General features: G+C 37.5%; 22 protein-coding genes and 1 pseudogene. All 23 read left to right on the forward strand.

All coding sequences use genetic code 11. The annotated features are described in order from the left end of the window. The first annotated feature begins 45 nt into the window (after positions 1 to 45). The 23 genes and pseudogenes from rlmD to P7D84_RS06455 all read left to right on the forward strand — a co-directional run bounded on the left by rlmD (position 46) and on the right by P7D84_RS06455 (position 22,576). Complete coding sequence (rlmD, locus tag P7D84_RS06345) at positions 46 to 1,410, forward strand: 23S rRNA (uracil(1939)-C(5))-methyltransferase RlmD (protein ID WP_137603375.1); 1,365 nt, start codon at positions 46 to 48, stop codon at positions 1,408 to 1,410. Positions 1,411 to 1,412: 2 nt separating this feature from the next. Continuing rightward, positions 1,413 to 1,541, forward strand: a complete 129-nt coding sequence (locus tag P7D84_RS06350) for a hypothetical protein (RefSeq protein ID WP_311805599.1) — start codon at positions 1,413 to 1,415, stop codon at positions 1,539 to 1,541. A 31-nt stretch (positions 1,542 to 1,572) separates the two neighbouring features. Continuing rightward, on the forward strand, positions 1,573 to 1,986 hold the full coding sequence (locus P7D84_RS06355) for a hypothetical protein (protein WP_311805600.1): 414 nt from the start codon (positions 1,573 to 1,575) through the stop codon (positions 1,984 to 1,986). A gap of 50 nt (positions 1,987 to 2,036) precedes the next feature. Beyond that, on the forward strand, positions 2,037 to 2,705 hold the full coding sequence (locus P7D84_RS06360; RefSeq protein ID WP_311805602.1) for a 2,3-bisphosphoglycerate-dependent phosphoglycerate mutase: 669 nt from the start codon (positions 2,037 to 2,039) through the stop codon (positions 2,703 to 2,705). Between the two features lie 30 nt (positions 2,706 to 2,735). Continuing rightward, positions 2,736 to 3,359, forward strand: a pseudogene (locus P7D84_RS06365) (HAD-IA family hydrolase). 151 nt (positions 3,360 to 3,510) lie between these two features. Next, positions 3,511 to 3,894, forward strand: coding sequence for a DUF1149 family protein (locus P7D84_RS06370; protein ID WP_137603372.1), 384 nt, complete (start codon positions 3,511 to 3,513; stop codon positions 3,892 to 3,894). Between the two features lie 265 nt (positions 3,895 to 4,159). Next, entirely contained in the window at positions 4,160 to 5,551 is a 1,392-nt protein-coding gene (locus P7D84_RS06375; protein ID WP_311800294.1) for an L-cystine transporter, read from the forward strand. Positions 5,552 to 5,634: 83 nt separating this feature from the next. Further along, positions 5,635 to 6,006 carry a VOC family protein gene (locus tag P7D84_RS06380; protein WP_311805604.1) on the forward strand — a complete coding sequence of 124 codons (372 nt, stop codon included), beginning with the start codon at positions 5,635 to 5,637 and terminating at the stop codon, positions 6,004 to 6,006. Positions 6,007 to 6,037: 31 nt separating this feature from the next. Further along, positions 6,038 to 6,766 carry a metallophosphoesterase family protein gene (locus P7D84_RS06385; RefSeq protein WP_311805606.1) on the forward strand — a complete coding sequence of 243 codons (729 nt, stop codon included), beginning with the start codon at positions 6,038 to 6,040 and terminating at the stop codon, positions 6,764 to 6,766. Between the two features lie 129 nt (positions 6,767 to 6,895). Then, on the forward strand, positions 6,896 to 7,810 hold the full coding sequence (locus P7D84_RS06390) for a DMT family transporter (protein ID WP_311805608.1): 915 nt from the start codon (positions 6,896 to 6,898) through the stop codon (positions 7,808 to 7,810). A gap of 91 nt (positions 7,811 to 7,901) precedes the next feature. Beyond that, a complete protein-coding gene (locus tag P7D84_RS06395; protein WP_311805609.1) occupies positions 7,902 to 10,079 on the forward strand; it encodes a Tex family protein in 2,178 nt (725 codons plus the stop codon). Beyond that, complete coding sequence (locus P7D84_RS06400) at positions 10,072 to 10,521, forward strand: SprT family protein (protein WP_311805611.1); 450 nt, start codon at positions 10,072 to 10,074, stop codon at positions 10,519 to 10,521. Before P7D84_RS06395 ends, P7D84_RS06400 begins: the two co-directional genes overlap by 8 nt. A gap of 102 nt (positions 10,522 to 10,623) precedes the next feature. Next, positions 10,624 to 11,958 carry a UDP-N-acetylmuramate--L-alanine ligase gene (murC, locus tag P7D84_RS06405; RefSeq protein WP_311805613.1) on the forward strand — a complete coding sequence of 445 codons (1,335 nt, stop codon included), beginning with the start codon at positions 10,624 to 10,626 and terminating at the stop codon, positions 11,956 to 11,958. Between the two features lie 179 nt (positions 11,959 to 12,137). Continuing rightward, positions 12,138 to 12,617 (forward strand): MaoC family dehydratase, encoded by a 480-nt coding sequence (locus P7D84_RS06410; protein WP_311805615.1) that lies wholly within the window; start codon positions 12,138 to 12,140, stop codon positions 12,615 to 12,617. Further along, positions 12,610 to 13,293: a Bax inhibitor-1/YccA family protein gene (locus tag P7D84_RS06415; protein WP_137603363.1), complete on the forward strand. Its 684-nt coding sequence runs from the start codon at positions 12,610 to 12,612 to the stop codon at positions 13,291 to 13,293. The genes P7D84_RS06410 and P7D84_RS06415 overlap by 8 nt, the downstream gene beginning before the upstream one ends. A 260-nt stretch (positions 13,294 to 13,553) precedes the next feature. Next, positions 13,554 to 16,193: a DNA polymerase I gene (gene polA / locus P7D84_RS06420; RefSeq protein ID WP_311805616.1), complete on the forward strand. Its 2,640-nt coding sequence runs from the start codon at positions 13,554 to 13,556 to the stop codon at positions 16,191 to 16,193. Positions 16,194 to 16,301: 108 nt separating this feature from the next. After that, entirely contained in the window at positions 16,302 to 17,135 is an 834-nt protein-coding gene (gene mutM, locus P7D84_RS06425) for a DNA-formamidopyrimidine glycosylase (protein ID WP_311805618.1), read from the forward strand. 2 nt (positions 17,136 to 17,137) lie between these two features. After that, complete coding sequence (gene coaE, locus P7D84_RS06430) at positions 17,138 to 17,737, forward strand: dephospho-CoA kinase (RefSeq protein ID WP_311805620.1); 600 nt, start codon at positions 17,138 to 17,140, stop codon at positions 17,735 to 17,737. Between the two features lie 183 nt (positions 17,738 to 17,920). Continuing rightward, positions 17,921 to 18,394, forward strand: coding sequence for a transcriptional regulator NrdR (gene nrdR, locus P7D84_RS06435; protein ID WP_137603359.1), 474 nt, complete (start codon positions 17,921 to 17,923; stop codon positions 18,392 to 18,394). 12 nt (positions 18,395 to 18,406) lie between these two features. Then, positions 18,407 to 19,717, forward strand: coding sequence for a DnaD domain protein (locus P7D84_RS06440; protein WP_311805622.1), 1,311 nt, complete (start codon positions 18,407 to 18,409; stop codon positions 19,715 to 19,717). Next, positions 19,717 to 20,643 (forward strand): primosomal protein DnaI, encoded by a 927-nt coding sequence (gene dnaI, locus P7D84_RS06445; RefSeq protein WP_311805624.1) that lies wholly within the window; start codon positions 19,717 to 19,719, stop codon positions 20,641 to 20,643. The genes P7D84_RS06440 and dnaI overlap by 1 nt, the downstream gene beginning before the upstream one ends. A 117-nt stretch (positions 20,644 to 20,760) precedes the next feature. Next, positions 20,761 to 21,474, forward strand: a complete 714-nt coding sequence (locus P7D84_RS06450; protein ID WP_311805626.1) for a tRNA (adenine(22)-N(1))-methyltransferase — start codon at positions 20,761 to 20,763, stop codon at positions 21,472 to 21,474. After that, positions 21,455 to 22,576, forward strand: coding sequence for a Nif3-like dinuclear metal center hexameric protein (locus P7D84_RS06455; RefSeq protein WP_376715866.1), 1,122 nt, complete (start codon positions 21,455 to 21,457; stop codon positions 22,574 to 22,576). Before P7D84_RS06450 ends, P7D84_RS06455 begins: the two co-directional genes overlap by 20 nt. Positions 22,577 to 22,591 lie beyond the last annotated feature (15 nt).

Raw genomic sequence — 22,591 nt, forward strand, 5'->3', positions numbered from 1 at the left:
TTAGAATTCATTAGAATAGGTAAATCAGCCTTGAAGGAGAATGAAATGACCTCAGTAGAAAAAAATCAAACATATAGTGTTACGATTGATGACTTATCCCATGAAGGATTAGGCGTCGCTCACATCAACGGCTACCCGTTATTTATTGAAAATGCTTTGCCAGAAGAAGAAATGACGATTAAAGCAGTCAAAGTTGGCAAGAAATTTGGCTATGGTAAAGTGCTTGAACGTACTAGCGCAAATCCTGAACGTCAAGAAGTAAAAGATTCAGCATTATTGAGAAGTGGTATTGCGCCATTAAGTCATATGACCTACGACTATCAATTGCGCTTTAAACAACAACAAATTGAAAAAGTTTTAAAAAATATTGCCAAACTGCCAAAATTACCTGTCGCACCAACGATTGGAATGGAAAAACCGTTTGCTTATCGAAATAAGGCACAGATTCCAGTTCAAAAAGTCGATAATCAATTGACGACTGGTTTTTATCGTAAAAATTCCCATGTCCTTTTACCAATTGAAGATTATTTCATTCAAGATCCTAAAATTGATCAAGCAATCGTCGCTGTGCGGAATATTTTACAACGTTTCAATGTTAAAGCGTATAATGAACGTGAGAATACAGGATTTATTCGCCATATCGTAATTCGTCGTGGTCATTATAGTCATGAGATGATGGTAATCCTAGTAACTAGAGCAGAACGGTTTTTTAAGGGAAACGAAATCGCAGAAATGATCAAAGCCGAATTGCCAGAAGTAGTTTCTGTCATTCAAAATATTAATCCTGAAAAAACTAATGTAATTATGGGACGCGAAGAAAAAGTACTTTTCGGAAAAGCAACGATCAATGATACTTTGTTAGGGAAAACATACCGTATTTCACCACAGTCTTTTTATCAAGTAAATACAAAACAGACGGAAGTCTTGTATCAAACAGCAATTGACTTTGCTGAATTAGACAGTGAGGATGTCGTCGTAGATGCATATTGTGGGATCGGAACGATTGGTTTATCTTTTGCTGAAAAAGTGAAGCATGTGTATGGAGTCGAAATCGTTCCACAAGCGATTGAAGATGCTAAGGCAAATGCACAAGCAAATGGAATAAAAAATGCGAATTATGAAATCGGTAAAGCGGAGAAGATTATGTCGCGTTGGGCACGAGAAGGAATCGAACCAACCGTAATTTTTGTTGATCCGCCAAGAAAAGGCCTAGATGAAAAATTTATCGAAGCTTCAGCAGCAGTCAATCCAGAAAAAATCATTTATATTTCGTGTAATCCAGCTACATTAGCACGGGATTTGAGACGGTATGAAGATCTAGGGTACCATGCGGTGAAAGTTCAACCAGTGGATCTATTCCCACAAACGTATCATGTCGAATCAGTTACTTTACTGGTAAAGGCGGTGTAAAAATGAATCAAAAAGAGAAAATGTTAGAATTAATCAAAAAGAAACGAGGTGGCGGACGTTCGCAGAAAATGGAGACGCCAAAAAACGATCGCAAAAACATGCGTAAAGGCCCAAAAATTTTTAATAAGTAATAGATAATCTTTTAGAAAAGGGGGAGTTTCATTGGGAAATGGTTGGATGCAACGACTGATGAAATTCTACCAAAAATATGCATATTTGATGCGTGGACGTTATGGTAGATTAGATCAGATCAATAAAGCACTGCTGATCGTTTGGGCAGTCATGCTGATTTTTGACCGTTGGATTCCTTTTTACAGCGGGAATATCTTATCTTTTATAGCTTTGGCATTGGTTCTTTATCGCTTTTGCTCAAAGAAGATTTATCCGCGAAGCAATGAGAATCAGGCCTTCGTTCAATGGATTGCTCGGGTAAAAGATTTTTTCAAAGGCAAAAAAGGGACGTATAGCTATTTTAAATGTCCCGAATGCAAACAAAAAATGCGTGCGCCAAAAGGTCGAGGAAAAATCAAAATAACTTGTAAAAATTGTCATGCGCAATTTATAAAAAAGGTCTAGTTTTTAAAACTAGGCTTTTTCTGCTATTCTTAAAAAGAGAGGGTGAGAAAATGAAACTAATTTTAGTTCGTCACGGTGAAAGTGAAGCAAATTTTGAAAATTATTGGACGGGCTGGTTAGATGTTGATCTAACAGCTAAGGGAATCGAACAAGCAAAGAATGCAGGAAAAAAGATAAAAACAGCGGGCTTATCCATAGATGTCGCATATGAGTCTGTCCTAAAACGCTCCATCAAAACAGCACAAATGATTTTGCAAGAAGCTGATGCACGTTTTGTTTCTGAATACAAAACGTGGCGGCTAAATGAACGTCATTATGGTGCTTTGGTTGGAAAAAACAAAGATCTTATTAGAAAAGACTTTGGTGCTGAACAAGTTAAAAAATGGCGGAGAGGATTTGATGAAGTACCGCCATTAGTAAAAGATAATCAATTTGATCGGCGGTATGCTAATTTAGATCCACGCCTGATACCTAAAGGCGAAAGTCTACGAATGACTTCACAGCGAGTGATTCCGTTATGGCAAGATCAAATCGTGCCTGATCTTATGGCAGAAAGAACTGTCTTGGTTTGTGGACATGGCAATAGTTTACGAGTCTTGGTTCAATATCTGGAAAAAATTCCTACAAATCAAGTGGATCAAATCGATATTCCAAATGCAACACCTATGGTCTACACGTTTGATTCACACTTAGAGATTAGTCAAAAAGAAATTTTATAAAATTATTATGTAAACTTAGGAAGGCTTGTTATGAATTATATTTGGGATTTTGATGGTACGATTTATGATACGTATCCAATCATGTTGGAAGCACTGATGACAACATTTAATGAATTTAAACTAGAAAAGAATGAAAAGACGGTCTATAGAAAAATTAAAGAAGAATCCATTCGACAAATGATTCTTGATTGGCAATTACCGACACCAGCTTTTGATCAAAAATATCATGCTTATGAAGCGTAAAAAAATAAAGCATCGTTTCCATTTCCAGAAGCTGAAGAGACCTTAGAAAAACTAAAAGAAAATGCAGGACGTCATTTTATTTTGACACATCGAACAGTTGATTCGACTTGGAAACTATTAAAACGAGACGGGTTGGATTCACTGATCGAAGCGATTATTGGCAGTGATTCGAATTTTCCACGCAAACCTGATCCTGCAGCGATCAATTATTTTATTGACAAATATCAATTAGATCCTAGACAGACTGTAATGATTGGTGATCGTAAATTGGATATTGAAGCTGGCAATCGTGCGGGCATATCAACGGTGTTTTATGATATAGATTATTTTGAACAAGAAATAGCGGCAACATATTATATAAATAATTTAAAAGAAATAGTACAAATTTTTACAGCAGAAAGCTATAATTAGATACAGTACCACATCGTTGAAGTTTTCATAAAAAATAGACTAAAACTTCAGCAAGACAAGATCCTGTTTTTTTATTTCTTATCATAATGTGGGAAACAATCCAATATTTTGTCAAAATAATGCTATATCATCAAGAACAAGGAGATGCAAAATGGAATTACAGCGTGATCAAGAAGTTGTCGAATCTTTTAATTATGGTCTTCCACCCAAAGATCAAGTAGTAAAACAGAAATTATTGATTAATTTTAGTCCTTTAGAAGCAGTGGATCCAGAATATCCAGCTGAAAATAGTATCATGGGTGTACGAATCGATTTTGTTATTCCTTTTAAAGAATTTATCGTCGGTGGGGTATTCTCTCAAGTTGTCCATGTGATTGGTCGTCAAGTCAAACATCAAAGTGATCTGACTGAAGCAGAAGCCAAAGAGTTGATCCAGCCGCTTCTAAAACTGATCGAACGAATGGTGTATGAAGTTACAGAAATTGCTTTAGACAAACCTGGAATAAAAATTAATTTTTCTTCTAATACTAAGTAAACACACAGCCACTTTAAAAAGAAGCCAACGCACAGATTGTTGATTCTTTTTAAGGTGGATTTTTTTATCAAAAATGCTCTGAAATTTTCATGTAATAATGCAAAATATAAGACAGATTATTTTATCTAGGGTATAATACACAAGTCACTAAAGTATAGCAGTTGCGCGACTATATTTTAGGGTAGTTCGTTGAAGAACGGATACCGGGAACCTTTACTTCCTTTGACAGACTTGTCATTATAGAAAGTTTTTAAGGAGGAATACAATGACAACTCTGTTCACTGTATTAGTGATCTTCGTATTCGTCGCATTATTAGTAGTTTTCTATCAAATGCAAAAAAGACATGTAAAATTTTCTAACCGTGTTTTTGCGGGATTAGGTGCCGGAATTATTTTTGGCGGTATTTTACAACTTCTTTTAGGTAATGGTAGCAAAATTATTACTCAAGCGATGGAATGGATCGGGATCGTTGGTAATGGTTATATTTCATTATTACAAATGTTAGTTATGCCTTTAGTATTTATTTCAATCGTCGGTGCGTTCACCAAGATGAAATCTAGTAAAAAACTTGGAAAGATCAGTGCCAATGTTTTAGTTACTTTATTGGCGACAACAGCTATTGCTGCGTTGATCGGGATTGTAGCTGTGATGGTCTTTGGCCTTGATGGAGCGACCTTTACAAAAGGGGCAGCTGAAACTGCTAGAATCAAAGAATTGGCAGAGCGTCAATCAATGGTCCAAAACTTTTCAATTCCGCAACAAATTCTATCTTTCATTCCAAGCAATGTCTTTGCTGATTTTGCTGGAACACGTCCAACCAGTACGATTGGCGTAGTAATCTTTGCGGCTTTTGTCGGTATCGCCTTTTTAGGAGTACGTCGTAAAGCACCAAAAGAAGCAGAATTTTTTGCAAATTTGATTGATAGTTTATATAAAATCGTGATGCGAATCGTGACATTAGTATTGCGTCTAACGCCGTATGGTGTCTTTGCATTGATGACCAACGTCTTAGCAACAAGTGATTTTGAAGCAATCGTAAACTTAGGGAAATTTATTTTAGCATCATATAGTGCGTTGATTGTTGTATTATTGATTCATTCAGTGATTCTTTTAGGAGTCAAAGTCAATCCAGTAACGTTCTTTAAAAAAGCTTTTCCGGCATTGAGTTTTGCCTTTACCTCACGTTCAAGTGCGGGTACTTTACCAATGAATATCGAAACACAAACAAAAGCACTAGGTGTTGATGAAGCTACTGCAAACTTTGCAGGAAGTTTTGGAATTTCGATTGGTCAAAATGGTTGTGCAGGTGTTTACCCAGCTATGCTTGCGACAATTGTTGCACCTACAGTTGGTATCGATGTTTTTGATTTGAAATTCATCGTGATGTTGATTGCAATTGTGACAATCAGTTCATTTGGTGTTGCCGGTGTCGGTGGCGGGGCGACTTTTGCTTCATTAATCGTATTAGGTGCGATGAACTTGCCAGTTGCAATTGTCGGTTTGGTTATTTCAGTGGAACCGATGATTGATATGGCTCGTACAGCGGTTAATGTCAGCGGCAGTATGGTTGCCGGTGTTGTAACTAGTGAACGAATCCATGAATTAGATCGTGATATTTTGCGCGATGAGAATGCTTCAATCGAAGTAAATTCATAATTATTAAAAGGCTTGGCTAGCGCAACCAAGCCTTTTTTGATACACTTTTTTGAGATACAGTAAATTGAAAGGTAGTGGGAGCTTTGTTCAATGAACAAGTAAAAGTGATTTTATATGCAGATGATGTGAAAAAAGCCAGTTCATTTTGGCAAAAAATAGGATTTGTGGAAATTAGTTTTGAAGAATTGGATGGTTCGCAAGTTGCAGAAGTAGCGATGAGTGAAAATAGTACAACACATCTGGTTATTTATGATCGAGCATTTATTGAAAAAAACGATGATGAAGCGACAGAACCTGCACCGGCTCTCATTTTTGGCAGTGATGATACTATTACTTTGTATAAAAAAATGCAAGAAGCTCGTGTTCAATTAGGGGATTTAACTCAAATTGGTGAAGAATATGTCTTTAATTTTGTTGATGCAGATGGCAATTACTTTGTAGTTTCAGGGAAATAATAAACTTTCTAACTAGAAGGAGCGGATAGGAATGGAGCAAATTTTCGCAATTGGGGATATTCATGGTGAATATGAGTTGTTTCAAGAAATGTTGAAAAAGTTCCAGCCGGACAAGCAGCAATTGATCTTGATCGGCGACCTAAATGATCGCGGTCCAAAAAGTAAAGAGTGTTGGTTACTTGGAATGGAACTAGTTGAAACCTATCAAGCAGTTTATTTACGCGGCAATCATGAACAGTATTTTTTAGAATTTATGGAAAATCCGGAAGACTGGTTCCCAAGTTATTTACATAATGGAGGGAAAGAGACTATTGAAAGTTTACTCCACAAAGGGGCGACAGAAGAATATTCACCGACTGAAATCGCGATGATGATTAGAAGCCGTTATAAAGAAATAGTAACTTTTTTAGCAGATCGTCCATTCTATTGTGAATGGGGAAAGTATCTTTTTGTTCATGCGGGTGTAGATTTAACGAAAGATTGGCATGAGACTTCCCCACAGGATTTTTTATGGATCCGTGAACCCTTTCATAAAGGAAAGAATAATACTGGGAAAACGATTGTATTTGGTCATACGATTACGCCAATGCTTTACGGAGACATGCAGACAACAGCGATTTGGCAATCTGACGAGAAAATCGGCATTGATGGAGGTGCAGTCTTTGGCGGCAGTCTGCATGGTGTTGTTTTTGATGAAAAGGGAGTGGTCCGTGACTATGAATTGCCTAATAAAACAGGACCGTGGCAGCCTGATTTTTAACAAGTAGCGGGAAGTTCATCCCGCTTTGTAGAAAAAACAAGGACATTGTGAAGCTAATTATTTTTTATAAATAAAGATATGGAGATATTTTTTATCAGAAATATCTCTATCTTGGGAATGGAGTTAGAGATGTCAAATACGATAAAAGGTCATTTATCTGCGAGTTTAACCGTCATCATTTGGGCATTGACGTTTATCTCCACTAAAATCTTACTAAAGGATTTTTTACCGATCGAGATTTTATTCATTCGTTTTTTGATCGGTTTTTTTGTGTTGACGATTGCTTCACGAAAAATCTTGCCATTCAAAAGCTGGCGTGAAGAAGGATATTATATATTTGCAGGATTATTTGGTGTTTTCTTGTATTACTATTTGGAAAATGTCGCACTAACGTTTACTTTGGCGATGAATGTTGGAATCATCGGGTCAGTCAGTCCCTTTATGACTGCATTACTTAGTCGTTTTGTGTTAAAACAAGGAAAGATTCCCCGGGTTTTTGTTTTAGGATTTATTTGTTCGATGATCGGAATCGTCTTAATCAGTCTCTCAGGAGCAATCAATACTCATCCGTTGGGAGATATTTTAGCACTGATTGCGACTGTTTGTTGGGCGGCCTATTCACTGATTGTCAATAAAATCAGTGACTTTGGTTATAGTATTTTTGCTGTGACGCAACGAATTTTTTTCTATGGATTGATTGTTATGACTCCTGTCTTGTTTCTCTCAATAGATTCTTTTGCGTTTTCTCGTTTTACACAAATAGAAACTGTGGGCAATTTACTTTTCTTAGGAGTCGGTGCATCAGCACTTTGTTTTGTTACGTGGAATTTTTCTGTAAAAAATCTAGGGGCTGTTCGTGCAACCTTGTATATTTATACGATACCGATGTTAACGACGCTAGCTTCTGTGCTGATTTTAGGTGAGAGCTTAACTAGTCGAACAGTTATCGGAATCTTATTAACGTTGACTGGGTTAGTTTTATCGGAACTGCCTAGTTTGTTACAGCAAAGAAAAAACAAAAAACAAACACACCTTCACGGCTGAGAACGCGGAGGTGTGTTTCCTTAAGAGAAGAAGCAATCTTACTTGAAGTATGGTAGAATAAATAAGATTTTGAATGAAATGAGGAAGTAAAATGGCAGAAAATTTAAACCAAGAAATCATTCAACTACTGAATAAAGAATTGACGGATTACCGTGGGCAACAAATCAAAGTTGCATTGAATTTATTAGCTGAAGGGAATACAGTCCCTTTTATTGCACGTTATCGTAAAGAAATGACTGGCAGCTTGGATGAAGTCCAGCTTCGTGAAATTGAAGAACGCTACAATTATTTAGAAAACTTAGAAAAACGCAAACAAGAAGTCTTGCGTCTGATTGATGAACAAGGAAAATTAACAGAAGAGTTGGCACAAAAAATCCAACAAGCTGTGAAGATGCAAAAAGTTGAAGATTTGTATCGTCCTTATAAACAAAAACGTCGAACAAAAGCTACTATTGCAAAAGAAAATGGTTTAGAACCATTAGCGAAATATTTCATGAGTTTTCCGCAAACAGGCGACGTGTATGCTAAAGCGGGAGAGTTTGTTAATGAGGCTGTAGCAAGTGCTGAAGCTGCATTGCAAGGAGCTCATGAGATTGTAGCTGAACAAATCAGTGACAATCCTGATTTTCGTACGTGGATTCGTAAGTTTACTCAAAAAAATGGGATTTATCAAAGCAAAGTCAAAGACGCTGATAAAGATGAAAAAGGCGTTTATGAAATGTACTATGAATTTGCTGAACCGATCAATAAAATGGTCTCCCATCGAGTGTTGGCGTCAAATCGCGGTGAGAAAGAAGAGATATTAAAAGTTGCGATTGTTGTGGAAGAAGAAAAAATCTTCGCTTTTTTAGAAAATCAGTTAGTAGAAAATAACCGGTCGATTACTGTTGAATTTGTTCGTGAAGCCTATAAGGACAGTTATAAGCGATTTATAGGACCAGCAATCGAACGAGAAATCCGTAATGAATTAACAGAAGAAGCCGATGAACAAGCCATCAATATTTTTGGTGAAAATTTACGTAATCTGTTATTACAACCACCGCTAAAAGGCAAAGTCGTTTTAGGATTTGACCCCGCTTATCGGACAGGCTGCAAATTGGCTGTAGTAGATGCAACAGGGAAAGTTTTGGCAATCGAAGTAATCTACCCGCATAAACCAGCTTCACAAGCTAAACGTCAAGCAGCTGGATCAGCTTTTCAAACATTGATTCAAAAATATGGAGTTGAGATGGTAGCAATCGGAAATGGAACCGCCAGCCGAGAATCTGAATTATTCGTCGCAGAACAATTGAAACAAGTTCCGCAAGAAGTCTTTTATGTGATTGTCAATGAAGCTGGGGCTTCGGTGTATTCAGCTAGTGATATTGCCCGAACAGAATTTCCTAATCTGCAAGTAGAAGAGCGCAGTGCTGTCAGCATTGCACGACGTTTGCAAGATCCTTTATCTGAACTGGTAAAAATTGATCCAAAAGCAGTCGGTGTTGGACAATATCAACATGATGTCGCTCAAAAACGTTTATCTGAACGATTGGATTTTGTAGTGGAAACCGCGGTGAACCAAGTCGGCGTCAATGTCAATACGGCTAGTCCGCAGTTGTTGCAATATGTATCAGGACTGAACAAAACAACGGCACAAAATATCGTCAATTATCGGGAAGAAAACGGCGCATTTAGTTCACGTCCGCAATTAAAAAAAGTTCCCCGCTTAGGACCTAAAGCGTATGAACAAGCGATTGGATTTTTACGGATTCCTGGTGCGAAAAATATCTTAGACACAACTGCGATTCATCCGGAAAGTTATGCTAGTGCAAAAGAGATTTTGAAGCTAGCCGAAGTGGAACTAAATACATTGGGCTCTTCTGAAACGACTGAAAAGATTCAAGCATTGCAGCAAACACAGTTACAAGAACTTGGAATCGGCAAAGAAACCATCAAAGATATCTTACAAGCTTTGGTCCAACCTGGACGAGATATGCGGGATGAAATGCCTGCACCACTTCTTCGCCAAGATGTCTTGACGATGGAAGATCTACAACCAGGTATGGAATTACAAGGAACAGTGCGCAATGTCATTGATTTTGGGGCATTCGTTGATATCGGTGTTAAACAAGACGGTTTGGTCCATATCTCTAAGTTAAGTAAAAACTATGTCAAACATCCTACTGACATCGTATCAGTGGGAGATGTGGTCACTGTTTGGGTTGAAGCCATTGATGTTAAAAAAGGTCGTATCAGCTTGACTATGATCCAAAGTGATAAAAATGACTGATCAAGAATTACAGACGCTGGTCGAAAAGATTTCACAAGAATCTTTTCGGCAACCGTTTTGTCACCAAGCTCGTTTTAATCGTCGGCTGAAAACAACTGGTGGCCGGTACCATTTACAAAGTCATAACTTAGATTTTAATCAATTGCTCTTTGAGAAATATGGAGAAACTGAGTTGATCAAAGTGATTAAACACGAACTGTGCCACTATCATTTGCACTTGGCAGGCCGAGGATACCAGCATAGAGATCTAGAATTTAAACAATTATTGAAAAAATCAGGCGGTTCTCGCTTTGCACCGACACTTACACCAGCGGTCTTTCAGATCTATCAATGCCAGCAATGTCATAAAGAGATCAAGCGCCGGCGCAAAATTGACACGAAACGCTATGTATGTGGAAGTTGTCAAGGAACGCTAAAATTTTTGAAGACGATTGATACATGAAACAGATCAGCTAGATTTGGAGAAGAAAAGATTGCTATTTTTACGGTTTTATATGATAATGTGAACCGCAAACTATTTTGTACATATAAGGAAGAGGATTAAATGAATAATAAAGATACACTTTATCATTTTGTTGGAATCAAAGGCTCAGGTATGAGCTCATTAGCATTAGTCTTACATGAAAAAGGCTACGATGTACAAGGTTCTGACGTTGAAAAATATTTTTTCACACAACGTGATCTAGAAAAAGCCGGCATTACGATTTTGCCATTTAATAAAGACAATATCAAAGAGGGCATGAAGATCATTCAAGGAAATGCCTTTCCTGATACACATGAAGAAATTGCTCAAGCAAAAGAATTAGGACTAGAGATTGTTCGTTATCATGATTTTATCGGTCAATTTATCCAACCATATACAAGTATCGCAGTAACTGGCTCCCATGGTAAAACTAGTACTACAGGTCTATTGGCCCATGTGTTGAACGGACTAGCACCAACTAGTTATTTAATTGGAGATGGGACTGGTCATGGCGTGCCCGACGCAACATTTTTTGCTTTTGAAGCTTGTGAATATCAACGTCATTTCTTGGCATATGCGCCAGATTATTCAATCATGACCAATATCGATTTTGATCATCCTGATTATTTCAAGAGTATCGATGACGTGTTTGATGCTTTCCAAACGTTAGCTTCTCAAGTTAAAAAAGGAATCTTTGCGTATGGCGATGATGAATACTTGCGGAAATTAAAAGCTGATGTACCGATTTATTATTATGGTTTATCAGAAAATGACGACATCCAAGCTCGTAACATTGTGCGAACAACGAATGGTTCTGCCTTTGATGTGTATCATAAAGAAAAATTTATTGGCCGTTTTGCTGTTCCGTCATTTGGAAAACACAATATTTTAAATGCCTTATCGGTAATTGCAGTTGCCTACTTTGAAGAGTTAGACATGGCCAAAGTCAAAGAAGAAATGTTGACTTTTTCAGGGGTAAAACGTCGATTTACTGAGAAAAAAGTTGCGGATATGATCATCGTGGATGATTATGCACATCATCCTGCTGAAATCAAAGCAACAATCGATGCGGCACGCCAAAAATATCCAGAAAAAGAATTAGTGGCGGTTTTCCAACCGCATACGTTCACGCGAACGATCGCTTTGATGGACGAATTTGCTGAAGCATTGGATCGTGCCGATAAAGTATATCTTTGTGATATTTTCTCTTCTGCCCGTGAAATCGCTGGTGATGTAAAAATTGAAGATCTTGGTGCAAAGATTCAAAAAGGCGGACAAGTTATCAAAGAAGAAAATATGTCTCCATTATTGGATCATGAAAATGCGGTAGTCATTTTTATGGGCGCTGGAGATGTGCAAAAATTTGAACGTGCTTATGAAAATTTATTAAGTAATACGACACGCAGCGTATTATAATTTAGAAGAAGGGTTCCGGCAATCGTTGTCAGAGCCCTTCTTTTAACAAATCTGCTGGAGTTAGACTATTTTAAAACCCACTATTTTTTACGTTAACAATCTTTAAACTGAATCACACACAAACTTGTGTTTTCATTGCTTTCTGATAAAATAATGAAGTAGAACACAATACGGAGGGAATGAGTTTGTATAATATGAAGGCTCGGAAAATAGGCAAGACGATTGATGAAATTGAGGAAGGCGACTCGTTATCATTAACGGAATCAATCGAAGATAATCAGATTCTTTTGTATCTAGGATTGACAAATGATGCAAATCCTTTGTATATCCAACATGATTATGCAAAAGAGACTGAGTATGAACAGCCGCTTGTACCATCTATTATGGTGATGGGAATTATTACAAGTGCGATTTCAAAACATTTACCAGGACCGGGTTCTCACGTAGTGAATTTCTCTATCAATTTTATTGATCCAGTTTTTCATTATGAAACGTTAACGTTTGAATTTGAAGTAATCAAAGTAGATAAAATGAAAGATGTTGTGACGATTTCTGTTGAAGCAGTGGAAGCCACTGACAATGAAGAAAAACGCATCTTGGATGCTGTGGTCATGGTGAAACCACCACAAGGACAAATAGGAGATGATTTAAATGAATAATCAAGAAACACGTGTTTATGGTTTGAACCGTTTCTATGGAAAAATTTATGCGTTTCTAGCTCTAGGAATCGGAATCAGTGCTGTGATTTCTTATATGGCATTAGGACCTTGGATAGTTCAAGTCCAAAATTTTATTAATAATTTTCCTCTCGGCTTTTGGGGAATCTGGATTGCTGAGATTGCGCTGGTCGTTTTTCTCGGACTCAAAGCTCAGAAAAATCCGACATTAGCAATTGGCGGTTTTATCGTTTATTCTGCGTTGAATGGTTTGACATTAGCCGTTACTTTAGCGATGTACGATCTAGGAACCGTCACTCAAGCATTTATTACAGCTTCAGCAACATTTCTAGTGATGTCATTGGTCGGATCATTTACAAAACGTGATCTTTCAGGGATCGGCCGAGCTGCTTTGAGCTGTTTGTTAGGAATCATTATTGCGATGCTGTTGAATGTTTTCTTGTTGCACAGTAGTGCGGTAGATTTCTTTATTTCGATCTTGATGGTAGTGATCATGTCAGGTATCACAGCATATGACAATCAAATGATCCGTAAGATTTATCTAGGAACAAATGGTGAAGCAGGAAATGGTGTCGCAGTCTTCATGGCATTGCAATTGTACTTAGATTTCATCAATTTGTTTATCTCATTCTTACGGATTTTTGGAAATAGCAAATAGAGACGAAGATTCGTCTCTTTTTTATTTTCAACAGGTACAATAATTTTGAAAAAAGCAGTGTCATTCTTTTCATTTCATTAAATACTTTGTTAAAATGAAGCGTGAAGCATCAGCGGTACAAACCCGCAATCTGTAATTAAAAATGGTCTTGAAAATAGGAATATCGACAATCAGCGAAGGCAAGCATCAGTATTCAATAATCTGATTTATGGAATAGTCGTAGACGCAAAAATAATTATTATGAATTAGGAGTCGTGGACATGAGTGAAAATAAATTATTATTAGTAGACGGAAACAGTGTAGCTTTCCGTGCTTTTTTTGCCCTGCATAATTCTTTGGAACGGTTTAAAAATAAAAATGGGCTCCATACCAATGCAATTTATGCTTTCAATAATATGTTTGAAAATGTCATGAAACGTGAAAAGCCTACACACGTATTGGTAGCTTTTGATGCAGGAAATACCACTTTTCGAACAGCGATGTATACAGAATACAAAGGCGGCCGCTCGAAAACTCCAGGTGAATTTCGCGAACAGATGCCGTATTTGCGTGAATTATTGGTGGGACTAGGTGTCAAACATTATGAGTTAGATAATTATGAAGCAGACGATATCATTGGTACATTAGCACATCGTGCAGCAAATGAAGGTTTTGAAGTAGTTGTTTTATCTGGGGATCGTGATTTGACGCAATTAACAACGGATAAGATCAAAGTAGATATCACAGTTAAAGGCGTTAGTGAAATCGAAACCTATACCCCTGAACATGTAGCTGAAAAATATGATGGATTGACACCAGCGCAGATTATCGATATGAAAGGACTTGCTGGAGACACTTCTGATAATTATCCAGGTGTGACTAAAGTGGGTGAAAAAACAGCAATCAAATTGTTGAAGCAATTCGGCAGTGTTGAAGGCATCTATGAAAATATCGATGAATTGAAAAAAAGTAAGATGAAAGAAAATTTGATCAATGATAAAGAGCAAGCCTTTCTTTCAAAAGAATTGGCAACGATTAAATTAGATGCACCGGTGGAGATTTCCATCGATGAATTAATTTATCAAGGAAAAGATTTAGATAAATTGATCCCTTTTTTCAAAGAAATGGATTTCAAAGGCTTTCTGAACAAATTGAATGTTGTTGAAGAGGAAGTCGAGTTAGAAGATATCAAATTTGAAGTTGTCACAGAATTTGATGAAACGATGTTTGAAGCAGATTCAGCGTTATATGTTGAAATGTTAGAAGAAAATTATCATTTAGCCGATATCGTAGGAGTAGCTTGGGGAACAAAAGAGAAGATTTATGTAACAAACGATGTGGCGTTATTTGACAATAATTTTTTCAAAAAATGGCTAGAGACAGCTAATGGCAAGAAAGTATATGACGCTAAACGTACTTATGTTGCCTTGAATCGATACAGTACGAAAACAGAAGGCATCAATTTTGATGTATTATTAGCAGCCTATCTGTTGGATACGACTGATAACAGCAATGATATCGCAGGTGTGGCGCAGTATTATGGGTATACAGAAATCCAAACAGATGAACAGATTTATGGAAAAGGAGCCAAAAAAGGACTGCCAGAAGAGGATGAGTTGTTGTTTGGCCATTTGGCACGTAAAATCAAAGCCATTCATTTTCTAAATGATAAATTAGAAAATGAGCTAGAAGAAAAAAAACAAGATAAACTATTTTATCAAATGGAATTGCCGCTTTCTCGTATTTTAGCTGAGATGGAAATTGCTGGAATCACAGTGAATGCTCAACGTCTTCAAGCAATGCGGGGAGAATTTTCAAAACGATTACAAGAAATCGAAGAAAAAATTTATCGAGAAGCTGGTGAAGAGTTTAATATCAATTCGCCTAAACAACTTGGCGTGATCTTATTTGAAAAAATGCAGCTGCCTGTTATCAAAAAGACAAAAACAGGCTACTCGACTGCTGTTGATGTGTTGGAGCAATTACGAGAACAGGCCCCAATTGCTGAATATATTTTGAACTATCGTCAGATTGCTAAGATTCAATCGACTTATGTAGAAGGCTTATTAAAGGTAATTCAAGGTGATAATAAGATTCATACACGCTACATCCAAACGTTGACTCAAACAGGCCGCTTGAGTTCAGTTGATCCTAATTTACAAAATATCCCGATTCGTTTAGAAGAAGGTCGAAAAATCCGTCAAGCCTTTATTCCACGAGCGGAAAACTGGTTGATTTATTCTTCAGATTATTCGCAAATCGAATTACGGGTTCTAGCCCATATTTCTGGCGATGAACATTTGAAACAGGCTTTCCATGACGGAATGGATATCCATACAAGTACCGCGATGCGTGTCTTCAATGTTTCTCAAGACGAAGTGACCCCTAATATGCGTCGAAACGCCAAGGCAGTAAATTTTGGAATCGTTTATGGAATTTCTGATTATGGTCTGTCACAAAATCTTGGAATCACGCGAAAAGCAGCACAAGAGTATATCGATACTTATTTTGAGAATTATCCAGATGTTAAACGCTACATGGAAGAAAGCGTACGTGAAGCAAAAGATAAAGGCTACACTGCAACATTGTACAATCGCCGTCGCTATTTACCAGACATCAATGCACGCAATTACAATCTTCGTTCGTTTGCAGAACGTACTGCGATCAATACACCGATCCAAGGAAGTGCTGCCGATATTTTGAAATTGGCAATGATCGAATTAGCCAAACGATTAAAAGAAGAAAAACTTCAAGCGACTATGTTGCTGCAAGTTCACGATGAACTGGTCTTTGAAGTACCAGAAAGTGAATTAGAACAACTAGACAAATTAGTCAAAGAAGTGATGGAAAATACTGTTCAATTAGACGTACCGCTAGTGACAGATAGCAGCTGGGGAAATACTTGGTATGAAGCAAAGTAAACTGAAGCTGGAGGAAATCCAGCTTTTTCTGCAAGTTTTGATAGAGAAAAAATCTTCATAAATTAGTTAGCAACTGTTAAGAATGTTGATCAAGTTAGGATGATAGAGATGCCGGAATTACCAGAAGTCGAGACAGTCAGAAAGGGATTGGTCTCATTAGTTAAAGGAAAAACCATCGCCAAAGTAAATGTTTATTGGCCTAGGATCATTGAATTTCCAGAAGTTGAAATTTTTCAGCAGCAATTGTTGGGAGAAACATTGGAAACTGTTGATCGCCGGGGAAAATACCTGATATTTCAGTTTACTCATTATGAAATGATTTCACATTTGCGAATGGAAGGAAAATATGAATATTTTGCTGAACCGACAGCGTTAGATAAACATAGTCATGTCCAATTTATTTTTTCAGATGGGACAGAATTGATCTATCGTGATGTGCGAAAATTTGGCCGAATGGCTTTGCTGAAAAAAGGAATGGCTAAAGAGTATAAAGGATTGTTGCAATTAGGTCCAGAACCAACGCCTGCTGATTTTGATCTAGCTGATTTTAAAACACAGCTTCAAAAATCTTCAACCATGATTAAGCCGTTGTTATTGAATCAAAAAGTCGTCGCGGGATTAGGAAATATTTATGCCGATGAAGTATTGTGGTTAGCTAAGATCCATCCCGAACAGCCAGCCAATACGTTGGATGCACAAACGATTGCTCGGTTGCGCGAAGCGATTATTGAAGTTATCACCAAAGCAAAAAAAGCAGGCGGGACGACGATCAGAACGTACTTGAATGCTTTAGGTGAAGCGGGGCATTTTCAACAAGAATTACATGTCTATGGACAAACTGGAGAACCTTGTGCTCGTTGTAAAACGCCAATCATTAAAATCAAAGTCGCACAAAGGGGAACCCATCTTTGTCCCCACTGTCAAAAACTAAAGAAGGTGTAAAGATGACTTTTGTCTTAGGAATAACTGGTGGAATCGCCAGCGGGAAAACGACAGTCGTTCGTTTTTTTAAAAAAGAAGGCTTTCCCGTAGTCGATGGAGATATCATCGCCCGTAAAGTGGTAGAACCTGAAACTGACGGATTGAAAGCTTTAGAAAAAAATTTTGGTCCAACTATCTTACAAAGCAATGGAAAATTAGACCGAAAAAAATTAGGCTCGATTATTTTTTTCGATGAAAAGAAGCGCCAATTAGTAGACGAAACCCTTGATCCATTTATTCGAGGAGAGATAAATAGACAGATCCAAGAAGCGAAAAAAAGTAATGACCTAGTGATCGTAGATATCCCATTATTATACGAGCGGCACTATGAAATGCTGATGGATAAAGTAGCGGTGGTCTATGTGAGCCCAGCAATTCAATTAAAACGCTTGATGGCAAGAAATGAATTGTCGGAAAAAGAGGCGTTGATGCGGATAAATAGTCAACTTTCTTTAGAAGAAAAGAAAAAAAGAGCAGATATCCTCTTTGACAATTGTGATTCAATAGAAACAACACATAAGCAAGTTTTGGATTGGTTGAAAGAAAATAAATTTGTTTCTTAATGAATTCAGCGTCGTAGCCTTACGACGCTTTTTTTAGCGAGCTGGTTATGGTAAACTCATGTTATATAAATAAGGAAGTTTTTTCTTTCAAAAATTTTTGTTTTTAAAAAATAATTCTATATAACAAAAGATATTTACGAATTACGTGAATAGAATCAAGCTTAAGAAAGAGCGGGTGAAATTATGCGTTGTCCAAAATGTAATCATAATAATTCTCGGGTAATCGACAGTCGCCAGACAGATGACGGACGAGCGATTCGCCGGCGTAGAGAATGTGAAAGCTGCGGGTTTCGTTTTACAACGTTTGAACGAATCGAAGCGACACCATTATTAGTGGTTAAACGAAACGGTGATCGTGAAGAATTCAGCCGCGATAAGATTTTGCGTGGCTTGATCCGTTCAGCTGAGAAACGTCCAGTAGCGATGGAACAAATGGAACAAATTGTCGATCATGTAGAAAATCGTGTTCGAAGCACCGGAGAAAATGAAGTCGCAACAAGCAAAATTGGTGAATTTGTAATGGAAGACTTAATGGATGTTGATGAGATTGCCTATATTCGCTTTGCGAGTGTTTATCGTCAGTTTAAAGACATGTCTGTCTTTTTAAAGGAACTACAAGAAATCGTTGATAAAGCAAAGACGACGGATGAAGAGTAGGAGGCATTTTTAGTGGCAGTAGAACTGAAACCCAGCACTTTTTACACGGTTTACGGTGAGCCGCAACTTGATCAAAGTCAACAGGATGCATTGCTATATTTATATCAACCAGTCATTGGTAGTACTGCTTCAAGTTTGTATTTAACTTTAGTAAGTGATATTACATTGGAAGGCAAAAGTCCTAGTCTGATGCATACAGATTTATTAGCAGCTATTGATATCGGTTTGATGAATCTAGTTAAAGCACGTGAGCGTCTTGAAGGTATTGGTTTATTAGAAAGTTATCAACAGACTGATCATGAGATTGGGCTGAGTTTGATTTATCAACTACGGTCACCATTAGTTCCAAGCAAATTTTTCCAAGATCCTTTAATGTCCTATCTATTATTAGATAAGATTGGAAAGGGCCGCTATGAACGACTGGTTGAGCGATTTAAACCAAAGACATTTGCTAAAGACACTATCAAAAATATCACCAAACGTTTTCGAGATGTTTATCGCTTAGATGAACAAGCGTTTAGTAGTCAAAGTGAGACGTTAGAAGATACTCAAGAAACTTTTACCACTAAAACAGACTTCGATTGGTCATTGTTTGCTCAACAAGTGAAACGCTTCAATTTGGTACTAAGCGTTGAAGAACGAGAAAAATTACAAACATTCCAAACACTCTACGGATTGAATGAATTAGATTTAGCAGAATATGTTGCAAAAGCTGCAGCTGGTGAAAAAAACGGTCTGAACTTTAAGTATTTACGGCAATTGATCAATAAAGAAAAACGACCCAATGTTTCAGTAAAAAAAGAAACAGCTTCAAAAGAAACTGCCGAAAGTACCGCAACATTTTCAGCACAAGAATTAGAAATCATCACTCAAAGTAAAAAAATCGCACCGGTAACTTTTTTACGAGCAATTAAACGGGAAAAGGGCGGCTTTGAAACCAATACAGAAGTCCGATTATTGGAAGATTTGATTGGTCGTAATTTACTGCCTAAAAGTGTGATCAATATTATCATTAATTATATTTTAGTAATCAAAGATCAGGCTGTAATCAATGCCAATTATTTACATGCAATTGCTAATGATTGGGCACAGAAAAAAATTACTACACCAGAAGGCGCGATCGCACATGTGCGTGAGAATAGTCAGCAGCTAGTTAAAACACAGACAAATCGGCCAACTTATCAAAAACGAGGGACTGTCCGTAAAGAGACGTTACCAGAACATATCAAACAGCCGCCAAAAGAAACGAGGTTGGCTCCTGAAAAAGAAGCCGAATTAAACCGCAAATTAGCACAATATTTAAGCAAAGAAGGTGACGATTAATGGAAGATGTCGGAAAAGAATTGAATCGCATCATAAAAAGTCGCGGAATCGATGGCCGCTACCGACAAATGATGGAAGAGATCTTAGCAGATGAGGATGTGCGCCAATTTATTGAAGAGCATAAAGAAAAATTGACGCAAGCAGACATCGAGAAATCTTTTGCAAAACTGTACGAATTTGTGCAAGAAAAGAAGAAATATCTAGCTTCCGATCCTACTATGATTGCGCCAGGTTATGAACCGCAGTTGAGCTTAAACTTTCATTTCATTGATGTCACGTACGTTCCAACAGATGAATTACTTCGCTTGAAACGAGAAGAAGAAATCCGTAATCGCGTGAATTCTTTAGATATGCCTAAAGATATTCGAAATGCTTCTATTCGGACATTTGATAACACATCTGGTCGGCTGGAAGCATTAGCTGCCTCATTGGATTTTATTGATCACTATGAAGAAGCCCCTAAACAATTTCATAAAGCTTTGTATTTAGTCGGTGGATTTGGAGTGGGGAAAACCTATTTATTAGGAGCGGTGGCCCATGAATTAGCTGTTAAAGGCTTTGAGACGACCCTGTTACATTTTCCCACTTTTGCTGGTGAAATGAAGCAAGCAATTTCAAAAGATCAAGTGGGTCCTAAGTTGAACGAAGTCAAGCACGCACCGATTTTAATGATTGACGATATCGGGGCGGATTCTATGAGTGCGTGGATCCGAGATGAAGTTTTAGGTGTAATCTTACAATATCGTATGCAAGAACAACTACCGACGTTCTTTTCTTCCAATTTTAATATGGAACAACTGGAACAACATCTGTCTGTTACTCAACGTGGAGATGAAGAACCGCTGAAGGCACAGCGAATCATGGAACGTATACGTTATTTAAGTAAAGAAATCTTTATGGTCGGTGAAAATCGTCGAAACGGTTAAAAAGCGAAAATTCTCTTAGAAAAAAGCAAACGCCCTATTAAAAAGCGCTGTCATTTAGCTCTTTTTTAGGGGCGCTTTTTTTAAGGAGTGTTATAATCTATTTTAGGATGTGAAGAAATGAACGCCAAAGATTTATCGAATCGTTTACAAAAAGCTGCGGAATTTGTGCCGCAAGGAGCTATTTTAGCAGACATCGGCTCCGATCATGCTTATTTGCCAGTGGCTTTGATGCTGCAAGGAAAGATAGCTCATGGTATCGCTGGTGAAGTGGTCGTTGGTCCCTATGAATCTGCCAAAAAGCAAGTCGCTAAAAATGGTCTAACAGAAAAAATCGATGTTCGTTTAGCAGATGGACTAGATGCAGTTGTGTTAAATGATCATGTTTCTACCATTACAATCTGCGGTATGGGCGGTGTGCTGATTCGGGACATTTTGCAACGAGGCAAAGAAAATCAGCGTCTGTCAGGCAAAGAGCGTTTGATTTTACAGCCGAATGTTGGTGAACGCCAATTACGTACATGGTTAGTTAATGAAAATTATCAACTTACGGATGAAGCAATCGTGGCCGAAAATCAAAAAATCTACGAAATAATCGTAGCTGAAAAAGTAGAAACGACTCCAGAGTATTCTGCTAAAGAACTTTTTTTTGGTCCGGTTTTACTGAAGGAAAAAAATTCTATCTTTCTTGAAAAATGGCGCCATAAATTGATAAAAAGTGAAAAGATACTCGCTAGCTTACGCCAAAGTGATCAAGATGTCGCAAAAAAAATCGAAAACGTCACACAAGAGATCAAATGGATCAAGGAGGTACTTGCCGATGCAGGGGAATGAATTTATCCAACGTTTTAAACGATATTGTCCTGAGTGGTTAGCAGAAGAAGGCGATCCAGTTGGACTGCATATTGGTACGTTGAATAAAGAAGTTAAACGAATCATGATGAGTTTAGATGTTCGCCCAGTAGTTGTTGAAGAAGCGATTGCTAAAAAAATCGATCTATTGATTGTAAAACATCCACCGATTTTTCGTCCAATTTCACGTTTGACGACAGATGAGGTCCAAACTAAAATGTATGCAGAACTCATTAAGCATGATATTGCAGTTTATGCGGCTCATACCAATATGGATATTATCCCTAATGGTTTAAATGACTGGTTTTGTGAGGCATTGGATGTTTTTGACACCGAATATCTGATTCAGACCCATACAGTTCAAATGAAAAAACTGGCTGTTTATGTTCCGCAAACTGATGCAAAAAAAATGCGTCTTGCATTAGCGAAAGCTGGAGCTGGTGAACAAGGAAATTATCAGGCAACGTCATTTACTGTTAACGGGACCGGGCGTTTTACCCCAAATGAACAGGCGATGCCGACGATTGGTTCGCCAAATGTACCAGAACAAGTCCAAGAAAGTAAAGTTGAAGTGATCTTCCCGGAAACAAGACAATCAGAAGTAATCGCTGCATTATTAGCTGCCCATCCATATGAGGAACCAGCATATGATATTTATCGACTAGACAATTTGTCAGAAAAATTTGGGATCGGTCGAGTAGGGAATTTAAAAGAAGGATTGTCTACGGAAGATTTTATTGCGAAAGTCAAAAAAGTTTTTTCATTAGAAGGTCTGCGAGTAGTTTATCCCCATGCAGCTAAAGAAACAATTAAACGAGTAGCAATCTGCGGAGGCAGCGGTGAAAAGTTTTATCCCCATGCTGTAGCTGCCCAAGCAGATGTATATATCACTGGTGATGTTTATTATCATACTGCTCATGACATGCAAGAAACAGGGATGGTAGTGATTGATCCGGGACACTATATTGAGTCGCTATGTAAAGAAAAAATGGTGGCTTTATTTAACCAATGGAAAAATGAAGAAGGCTGGGACGTTGAGATCATTTCATCGGATGTTTCTACAAATCCTTTTTCATTTAAATAAATAGCATTAAAGGAG

The sequence above is a fragment of the Enterococcus dongliensis genome (assembly GCF_031927985.1).
GTDB classification, from domain to species: Bacteria; Bacillota; Bacilli; order Lactobacillales; family Enterococcaceae; genus Enterococcus_A; species Enterococcus_A dongliensis.

Bases quoted from the DNA above. Each gene is read 5' to 3' on its own strand.
- rlmD (WP_137603375.1), top strand. From the start codon at position 46: ATGACCTCAGTAGAAAAAAATCAAACATATAGTGTTACGATTGATGAC.
- P7D84_RS06350 (WP_311805599.1), top strand. From the start codon at position 1,413: ATGAATCAAAAAGAGAAAATGTTAGAATTAATCAAAAAGAAACGAGGT.
- P7D84_RS06360 (WP_311805602.1), top strand. From the start codon at position 2,037: ATGAAACTAATTTTAGTTCGTCACGGTGAAAGTGAAGCAAATTTTGAA.
- P7D84_RS06370 (WP_137603372.1), top strand. From the start codon at position 3,511: ATGGAATTACAGCGTGATCAAGAAGTTGTCGAATCTTTTAATTATGGT.
- P7D84_RS06375 (WP_311800294.1), top strand. From the start codon at position 4,160: ATGACAACTCTGTTCACTGTATTAGTGATCTTCGTATTCGTCGCATTA.
- P7D84_RS06385 (WP_311805606.1), top strand. From the start codon at position 6,038: ATGGAGCAAATTTTCGCAATTGGGGATATTCATGGTGAATATGAGTTG.
- P7D84_RS06390 (WP_311805608.1), top strand. From the start codon at position 6,896: ATGTCAAATACGATAAAAGGTCATTTATCTGCGAGTTTAACCGTCATC.
- P7D84_RS06395 (WP_311805609.1), top strand. From the start codon at position 7,902: ATGGCAGAAAATTTAAACCAAGAAATCATTCAACTACTGAATAAAGAA.
- P7D84_RS06400 (WP_311805611.1), top strand. From the start codon at position 10,072: ATGACTGATCAAGAATTACAGACGCTGGTCGAAAAGATTTCACAAGAA.
- murC (WP_311805613.1), top strand. From the start codon at position 10,624: ATGAATAATAAAGATACACTTTATCATTTTGTTGGAATCAAAGGCTCA.
- P7D84_RS06410 (WP_311805615.1), top strand. From the start codon at position 12,138: ATGAGTTTGTATAATATGAAGGCTCGGAAAATAGGCAAGACGATTGAT.
- P7D84_RS06415 (WP_137603363.1), top strand. From the start codon at position 12,610: ATGAATAATCAAGAAACACGTGTTTATGGTTTGAACCGTTTCTATGGA.
- polA (WP_311805616.1), top strand. From the start codon at position 13,554: ATGAGTGAAAATAAATTATTATTAGTAGACGGAAACAGTGTAGCTTTC.
- mutM (WP_311805618.1), top strand. From the start codon at position 16,302: ATGCCGGAATTACCAGAAGTCGAGACAGTCAGAAAGGGATTGGTCTCA.
- coaE (WP_311805620.1), top strand. From the start codon at position 17,138: ATGACTTTTGTCTTAGGAATAACTGGTGGAATCGCCAGCGGGAAAACG.
- nrdR (WP_137603359.1), top strand. From the start codon at position 17,921: ATGCGTTGTCCAAAATGTAATCATAATAATTCTCGGGTAATCGACAGT.
- dnaI (WP_311805624.1), top strand. From the start codon at position 19,717: ATGGAAGATGTCGGAAAAGAATTGAATCGCATCATAAAAAGTCGCGGA.
- P7D84_RS06450 (WP_311805626.1), top strand. From the start codon at position 20,761: ATGAACGCCAAAGATTTATCGAATCGTTTACAAAAAGCTGCGGAATTT.